Genomic DNA, 7,086 nt, shown 5'->3' with positions numbered 1-7,086 from the left:
TTAAGTTTTTCAAACTCCTTAATGGTTTCATCAACTTCTTTGCCTACCGCATACTTCATTTTTGCTGCAGCGCTAGCAACTATTTCCAGTTCATTGCCTTTAAATGTTCCGCTACCAACTACCTTGGCCAAAGAATCAGCCATAGCATGTTGCGTAATACCGTTTGCTGATAATCTTTTGGCTAAATCCTGTAACTGGCCTGCCGTTTTTCCGGCGTAGCCGCCCGTGAGCGAAAGCTGTTTATTAAACTGATCAAATTCATTCGCTCCCTGATAGGCGGCAATAGCAGCGGCCACTGTAGAGCCAGCCAATCCACCCATTAACAAACGGGTTGGCGTTAATATTGAACCCATCGCTTTTAAGGCATTACTTACACCACCAAACGAGTCTTTAATCTGTCCACCCTGTTGCACCAATACCATCCAGGCTGGCATACCTGAAGCCAAGGAGGTCACCACATCGGTCATCTGCATAGGTAACATGCGCATGGCGTAGCGATACTGCCCCACTGTCAGAGCACCGCTCATAAACGCTTTTTCTTGTTGTTTTAACCTGGCAATCATCGGCGCTGCCTGTTGCGAAACGCCCATTTGGGCCGCTTGCAGTTCCAGCATTTCCGTTCGGGTTTTACCTACCGTCTCTGACTGCTGTTTCAGTGATACCAGAAAACTATCCGCCGCGACCTTTGCCCGCTTTGATGTCGCTTCTTGAGCCAGTAACGCTTGACCTTCCGCCGTTAACGCCATACTTATTTTGGTTAATTTATCTCTCGATTGCTCCAATATAGTGTTGTAATCGATATACTGGTCAAGTGACAGTAAGCCTTTTTTATGGGAAGCGGCCAATTTACTGCTGATCTTATCCAGTTCAGCAAAGGCTTTATTGGTAGGATTAATTTTATTCAGTAGGTCATTAAGTTCATTTTTTTGCGCTTTAAAGGTTTGCCCATTTCTCAGTGACGCCAGACTGACTTTTTGTAATCCGCTGCCCAGATTTGACGACGCCCTATCAACGTTTTCTGCCGTTTGCTGAAAAGACTTTAATTTCTGTTGACCTCTTTCCAGATCAGCGGTGTTCACTTTTAATGAAATGGTCGCGATATCAGTCATTGCGCTTTCCTTTGGGCAGAAAAAACCCGCCTAAGCAACGGGTTATTTATAATTTTATTTTAATCAGTTTAAAATACAAAAAGCCACGCTGGGTGGCTTAGTAGTTAACTTTTAATGATAATTGATTTCAAATTAAATTTTCTCTTATTCGCTAGACAAATCATCATTAAGAACATCTTTATGTTCAATGTTTCCCTTGCATAATGAATGAAATTTTCTAGGTTTCATCCCAGCCTGCTTTGCCATCGATTTTATTAAATCTTTTGAAAATGGCGCATGATGCTTATCAACTGTAACAACCCATTTATATTCCGTTTCTTTCTTTATCCATTGCTCATGTGATGTTGCCTTTTTGGGTTTTAACTCAAAACCTAAAATTTTTAAAGCTGTTACAACTTCTTTATATTTCAGTGGTGTTAATTTATAAAAAACCATATTTAGCCATTCTATTTTATAATTATGCTGGCTTACTTTCCGCCTTAAATATAATAAAACTATCACCTTTTCCTGTAATAATCCGATTAAATATACACTTCATATAAATACTTATATATCTTAACCACATAGATAATGATGCTTTTCTTTTTAGTAGTTCTTCGGTATATTCAAGCTCAGAATGCGCTTCTAAAAGATAACTATCAATTTGTTCTTCAAGTTTTTTTCTTGCTTCATCCAGAGAATCAGCCTGTGCTGCTAACGACAAATCAAGGCAAGCAGCCACATATACATTACCTTGAGGATAAATCATACAATGTAATCTCATTTTTAGCCTCCTATCCTATACGTACCTTTATTAGCTAAAAACTCATTTTATTCATACAAAAATAGTAAATCTTTTAAACCAAAATCACAACACCAATTGTGCCATTATTTTTTATAAAACAATAATTTTTAGTATGTGAATATTTAATTTTCTTCCAATCGATGACAGTAAGCCTTCCTGGCTTACTGTATCTGTTACTTACCAGTCATTAGCTATAGAAAAAAGTATAAATAAGCCCCCAGATGGGGCTTATCAATAAAATTTAGGTTATCGATTAATTGTAGATCCTATGGTAAAATACAACGCATTTAATACACTCTTTCGTAATCACCACTAATATCAAATCTATCGGCTAGATCATCTAAAATTATTTTTCCCAATTTAAGAAGTTGTTTATTCCTTTCTATATCATCAACCTCTCTATCACCATGTTTACCACTATGAAATAAATTATTTCTTAACGTTCTTAACATAGCTACAACTTTACATAAATCATTATTGCAGTGAGCGATTCCTGTTGGTTTCCAAGCAAACTCATCACCACGAGAAACAACTTGTTTTTTAGGATGTAAATTAATTAATTTATTAGCCTCATCAGTAATATGATATTTATCCTTATATTTATTTACAAATTTATCCCAATCTGGCTCAGCTATATCACCAATTTTTTCACTTTTAAGTAATCTCTGAGCTTTGATAAGATATTCAAACCTGGAAAACCAGTAAAAAAAATCAAAAGAAACTTTTTTTTACTCTTCAGTGATTTGAGCATAATGCATTAATATTACCTCTGATTGTATATTTACAAAACAGAATTCTAAACACTAAAAACATAAGCATATGTGATCACTTTCCCAAAAGTATAATCTTTCAAAAACGATTATATTTTGAAATTACAACCTCACCGATACATCATCACTAAAGCCCTCGCCTCCATCACCCGTATATCATTAAACAAAGTCGTTTTATCGCTAGTCAGGTTTAATAAATCAATAACCTGTGACAGAACGCCATAATCTAAACCTGTTGGGCCATTGATGCCTGTTCGCCATTGGGTACGCATGGCATTAAAGGTGAGATAGGCAGGCCAGACATCTGGCCAAACTTCAATATCACAACTTTCCGGGGTAAAGCCGAATGCGGTTTCAAAATTGCAGATTTCGGTCACGGTCATGCCACCATACATGGCCTCAACGACCGCGATTAGTTTTTTTCCCGTTGTCCTAATAATTCCTGATAATAGGTGGTCGTGATCGCACTGGCCGCCGCGGGATAATTATCAAACAGTAATTTTAGATTGTCGGCGTTATAGGGCTGTTCTATCGCCCAGTCAGCAATAATCTGGCAATAAAACTCTTCAATCGGCATCTCGCGCATTGCTTCCAGTTCACTCATCGCTTTATGATTAAAAGTGAAAGTTACAATTTCAGCCGCTTTTTGACCTGCTACGGGAATAAGGGGAATTCTTGCCCATGGTAATCCCAATAGTCATCGGCTTCTTTGCCAAAGCGAAAAAGTAACTCCTCACCTGTTGGCCATACCCATCTTAATTCTGAAGCTGAGGCCAGAAACCGTGCACCATCTTTAAACAGGCGATAGATACGCTTTGACTGAGTAATGATATCGGCCAGGTTTTTGTATTCAGTATCGAATATAATACCTCGCCAGAATGTACCGTAACCGATACCAACATTACGCCTGAATCGCGCTAACTGGGCAGCGGTTTTACCTGGGCCGCGAGTGCCTTCATACAGTATTTCATTGCAAGGACAACTTAGCGATAACGATTGAGAGCCCGGCAAAGGTTTCCACACTACCTTGTAATTCATCCACTTAGTGCCTCACTTTGTTGTTGCTGAGCGACTTTTTCCCAATCATCGACACTGTCACAGGCAGGAACTGGCATAATGTTACAGGTCGCTTCTATTTTTTGCGTAATCTGCTCTTTAAATGCCATGACTGAGATATGCTTACCAAGTAACTCAAGGTTTTTAATTTTGTCTGGCCACTTAATTTTCTTTAGTAGCGCCTCAGTTGTATCTTCCGCCGATGAAATGGCCATAATATCTAAACCATTTAAGCTAGTGCGCCAGACTTTTGGCCACGCTTTGACAGGTTTTAAATCACCTTCATCCGTCAAAATATCGAGAATGTCCATTTGATCAATACTAACAAGACGTTTCAGAACATAGTCCGCATCAACATCCAGACGTTCATTGCGGCTATTTATTAATTGCTGAATTCGATTTTGAATGTTGGGTTTTGCTAGGTTCTCAGCGGCAATATCTTTGGCTGTTTTTTCACTGTAACCAGCTCTGATAGCAGCTTGTGTGCCATTAAGATCGATGAGGTACTCGCGACAAAATGCGGCTTGTTTGTCTGTGAGTGCCATATTTTTACCTTATTTGTTTTAATTTATTGATTGTGCGTGCATTGCGCAACGAAATTGAACGACATCGGTATTCCGCTATCGGAAATACTCATTAATTTATTTTTTGTTGCAAAATTGTTAAATGTGACTAACTTTTAATAGCTTTTGTTTTATCAATAATAAGGAGAACTTATGAAAAACTACTTTAAAATATTACCTATTGCATTTTTATTTGGTTTTAGTATTACTGCTATTTCTTATGCAAAACAGACTGATTTTATGGGAGGAGAATTAGATACCACGTCTGACTTTGACGATGCAGGATGCCCTAAGGTATGCTGGAACGTTCCCAATGGAGACAGATTTTGCAAACAGCAAGATTTGAATGGTTGCAAGATTGTTCCAGATAGGGATTCAGTGCCTAACAGATCTAACCAATAGATTTCTATCTTTTGATTTATTTGTAAAAAATTATTCTTAAGAAATTTATGTCTTTTACTATTTTTACTTATAAATCTCTTTAACCCTTTCCCAAAGCCCCAAATACTGCGCTTGTAAGGTTTCGAGCTGACGTCTGAGACGGAGATAATTTCGCTCAGCGTCAGGTGCAATTAGGTCTTACATCATCCACATTGATATTTATTGATAACGTATAAGTCCAATTAGTGTAAAAACTTATATAAAAAATTAAAAAAATTTTATTTGTGAGATTTTGTTGCATTTACATTAATGTTGTTGAGTTGTTAATAATAAGCATGAATACTGATAATGATTATTATTTATTTCCGGAGGATTAATTATGACATTATTATTCAAAATATTAACACTTGTATCGCTTTTGGGATTTAGTTACTTCTCATTGGCTAATGACAACCCAATTAATAGTCAGTGGAAATTGCTTTGCGGGACGGATCAATTTGGGAAAGATGTTTGCTTAAATCAAAATGGACAGTTTGTTCCAGTTCCAAAATCTATGCCAAAATCAATTCCAGAATCCATACAAAAATCACAATAACAAGTAGAAAACAAAAGAAACCAAATTTCATACCTCTTCTTAATCTGAAGAGGTTAATCTCAAAATGACTTCTGACTTTACTTCACTTAGACAATTACTTGCTCTGTTGCTTATAAATCTCACTCACTCTCTCCCTCAAACCCAAATACTGCGCCTCTAAGGTTTCGAGTTGACGTCGGAGACGGAGATAATTTCGCCGAGCGTCAGGTGCAATTAGGTCTTACATCATCCACATTGATATTTATTGATAACGTATAAGTCCAATTAGTGTAAAAACTTATATAAAAAATTAAAAAAATTTTATTTGTGAGATTTTGTTGCATTTACATTAATGTTGTTGAGTTGTTAATAATAAGCATGAATACTGATAATGATTATTATTTATTTCAAGAGGATCAATTATGAAATCATTATTCAAAACATTAACAATTGTATCGCTTTTGGGGTTTAGTTACTTGTCATTGGCTAATGACAACCCAATTAACAATCAGTTCAAATCGTTTTGCGGGGTCGATGAATTTGGGAGAGATGTTTGCTTAAATCAAGACGGAGAGCTTATTCTAGTTTCAAAACCTCTCAAAATATTAACTCCAGAATTAAACAAAGATTACAATAACAAGTAGAATACAAAAGAAACCAAATTTCATACCTCTTCTTAATTTGAAGAGGTTAATCTCAAAATGACTTCTGCCTTTACTCCACTTAGACAATTACTTGCTCTGTTGCTTATAAATCTCACTGACTCTCTCCCTTAATCCCAAATACTGTGCTTCTAAGGTTTCGAGCTGACGTCTAAGACGGAGATAATTTCGCCGAGCGTCAGGCGCCAATTGGGCGGGTCTTGCATCATCCAGGCCGGAGGAGGCGGTAATATTGTCGGACTTTGCACACACCGCTTTGACATACAACCGCTTAGTGCCATTATGCAGATCGTCAGTAAGCCTGGTAATTTCAGCTTTAGCATGATTAAGTTCCTGTGTCCGTTTGGTATCCAGTTGATACAGTAATTTAGCTTCTTTTAAATATGTGTTTTTGAGTTCTGTCTCTTTGTCTAATTCAGCCACCAGCTGATTATATTGATACTTAAGTTGGGCATAATAGTTATATAAAATTACAAGCGATGTAGAAGCCAATATGGCGATAAAAAATGGCAAGCTATTTAATTTCATATATTGCCTGCACATATGGCTGACTCAATTTCACGACGCGTCATCAGTCCCTGCCATTTTTCCTTACCGACATAAACCCACTGTTTCATCGCTTCACAGGCGCCATTTTGATCACCGGCATTGAGCTTCTTGAGCAGTGTGGAACGCTGGAAATTGCCAATGCCAACGTTATAAACAAAAGAGTAAATAGCGGCCTGGGTCAGCGTATTGATTTTGATCTGTATTAACGGGTCGACCTGTTTCTTAACCGTCTGCAGATCATTGTTAAGCCACTGTTCACATTCTGCTTTGGTGTACGTTTGCTTACGCTCAATATCCTTTCCCGTATGACCATAGCATACTGAAAGCACTCCACCGCCATCAAAATAAGGCGCTAACTCTAGCCCTTCAAAATGCATTATCATGGTGGAAGCAAGTAACATCACTCCACCACCCGCCGCCACTACAATCTTTTTAGGTATCTTCATAATAATGATATTCCTTCAATTTATATTCCTTACGCTTGTAGTACCAATTAACCAAAAAAGTGCCTATCGTGCAGACAATACCGACAATAGCCACCCACTGCTCTAAAGTGAAAAAACTTAAAATAGTGATCAAGATGCCCCACAGATAGGCTATAGGACTGGAGTATTTTTCAGGCATGCGCATATCCACCC

At 37.5% G+C, this 7,086-nt stretch carries 13 protein-coding genes and 1 pseudogene; 3 read left to right on the top strand and 11 right to left on the bottom strand.

Going from position 1 to position 7,086, the window contains the following annotated elements; translation table 11 throughout:
- The 8 genes and pseudogenes from H1X92_RS03685 to H1X92_RS03650 all read right to left on the bottom strand — a co-directional run.
- A partial coding sequence (locus tag H1X92_RS03685; RefSeq protein ID WP_180558907.1) for a phage tail length tape measure family protein occupies positions 1–1,109 on the bottom strand: 1,109 nt, incomplete at its 3' end.
- Between the two features lie 144 nt (positions 1,110–1,253).
- On the bottom strand, positions 1,254–1,544 hold the full coding sequence (locus H1X92_RS03680) for a type II toxin-antitoxin system HicA family toxin (RefSeq protein ID WP_180558906.1): 291 nt from the start codon (positions 1,542–1,544) through the stop codon (positions 1,254–1,256).
- A gap of 22 nt (positions 1,545–1,566) precedes the next feature.
- The gene (locus tag H1X92_RS03675; protein WP_180558905.1) at positions 1,567–1,872 is read right to left on the bottom strand and encodes a DUF1902 domain-containing protein; all 306 of its coding nucleotides are present in this window, start codon (positions 1,870–1,872) and stop codon (positions 1,567–1,569) included.
- A gap of 308 nt (positions 1,873–2,180) precedes the next feature.
- A complete protein-coding gene (locus H1X92_RS03670) occupies positions 2,181–2,345 on the bottom strand; it encodes a hypothetical protein (RefSeq protein ID WP_180558904.1) in 165 nt (54 codons plus the stop codon).
- 428 nt (positions 2,346–2,773) lie between these two features.
- On the bottom strand, positions 2,774–3,040 hold the full coding sequence (locus H1X92_RS03665) for a DUF1799 domain-containing protein (protein ID WP_370520648.1): 267 nt from the start codon (positions 3,038–3,040) through the stop codon (positions 2,774–2,776).
- 35 nt (positions 3,041–3,075) lie between these two features.
- On the bottom strand, positions 3,076–3,357 hold the full coding sequence (locus H1X92_RS03660; protein WP_225507350.1) for a phage tail assembly chaperone: 282 nt from the start codon (positions 3,355–3,357) through the stop codon (positions 3,076–3,078).
- A pseudogene (locus H1X92_RS03655) lies at positions 3,330–3,701 on the bottom strand (terminase); the annotation flags it as partial. The gene H1X92_RS03660 and the pseudogene H1X92_RS03655, both read right to left, overlap by 28 nt.
- Positions 3,698–4,264, bottom strand: a complete 567-nt coding sequence (locus tag H1X92_RS03650; protein WP_180558902.1) for a terminase small subunit — start codon at positions 4,262–4,264, stop codon at positions 3,698–3,700. The pseudogene H1X92_RS03655 and the gene H1X92_RS03650, both read right to left, overlap by 4 nt.
- A gap of 171 nt (positions 4,265–4,435) precedes the next feature.
- Here H1X92_RS03650 and H1X92_RS03645 point away from each other — a divergent pair, with 171 nt between their 5' ends.
- From H1X92_RS03645 to H1X92_RS03635, 3 genes are all read left to right on the top strand, one after another.
- Positions 4,436–4,684 (top strand): hypothetical protein, encoded by a 249-nt coding sequence (locus tag H1X92_RS03645; RefSeq protein ID WP_180558901.1) that lies wholly within the window; start codon positions 4,436–4,438, stop codon positions 4,682–4,684.
- Positions 4,685–5,042: 358 nt separating this feature from the next.
- Entirely contained in the window at positions 5,043–5,258 is a 216-nt protein-coding gene (locus H1X92_RS03640; protein ID WP_180558900.1) for a hypothetical protein, read from the top strand.
- A 401-nt stretch (positions 5,259–5,659) separates the two neighbouring features.
- The gene (locus H1X92_RS03635; RefSeq protein ID WP_180558899.1) at positions 5,660–5,881 is read left to right on the top strand and encodes a hypothetical protein; all 222 of its coding nucleotides are present in this window, start codon (positions 5,660–5,662) and stop codon (positions 5,879–5,881) included.
- 87 nt (positions 5,882–5,968) lie between these two features.
- Here the strand turns inward: H1X92_RS03635 and H1X92_RS03630 are convergent, their stop codons facing one another.
- The 3 genes from H1X92_RS03630 to H1X92_RS03620 are packed head-to-tail and all read right to left on the bottom strand — an operon-like array spanning position 5,969 to position 7,078.
- Positions 5,969–6,427, bottom strand: coding sequence for a lysis system i-spanin subunit Rz (locus H1X92_RS03630; protein ID WP_180558898.1), 459 nt, complete (start codon positions 6,425–6,427; stop codon positions 5,969–5,971).
- Positions 6,424–6,894 (bottom strand): lysozyme, encoded by a 471-nt coding sequence (locus tag H1X92_RS03625; RefSeq protein WP_180558897.1) that lies wholly within the window; start codon positions 6,892–6,894, stop codon positions 6,424–6,426. Before H1X92_RS03625 ends, H1X92_RS03630 begins: the two co-directional genes overlap by 4 nt.
- Positions 6,881–7,078, bottom strand: coding sequence for a phage holin family protein (locus H1X92_RS03620; RefSeq protein WP_180558896.1), 198 nt, complete (start codon positions 7,076–7,078; stop codon positions 6,881–6,883). The genes H1X92_RS03625 and H1X92_RS03620 overlap by 14 nt, the downstream gene beginning before the upstream one ends.
- Positions 7,079–7,086: the final 8 nt, after the last annotated feature.

This window comes from Arsenophonus endosymbiont of Apis mellifera (genome assembly GCF_903968575.1).
In the GTDB taxonomy this organism is placed as follows: domain Bacteria; phylum Pseudomonadota; class Gammaproteobacteria; order Enterobacterales; family Enterobacteriaceae; genus Arsenophonus; species Arsenophonus apicola.
This window is presented reverse-complemented; position numbering and strand designations above follow the sequence as displayed.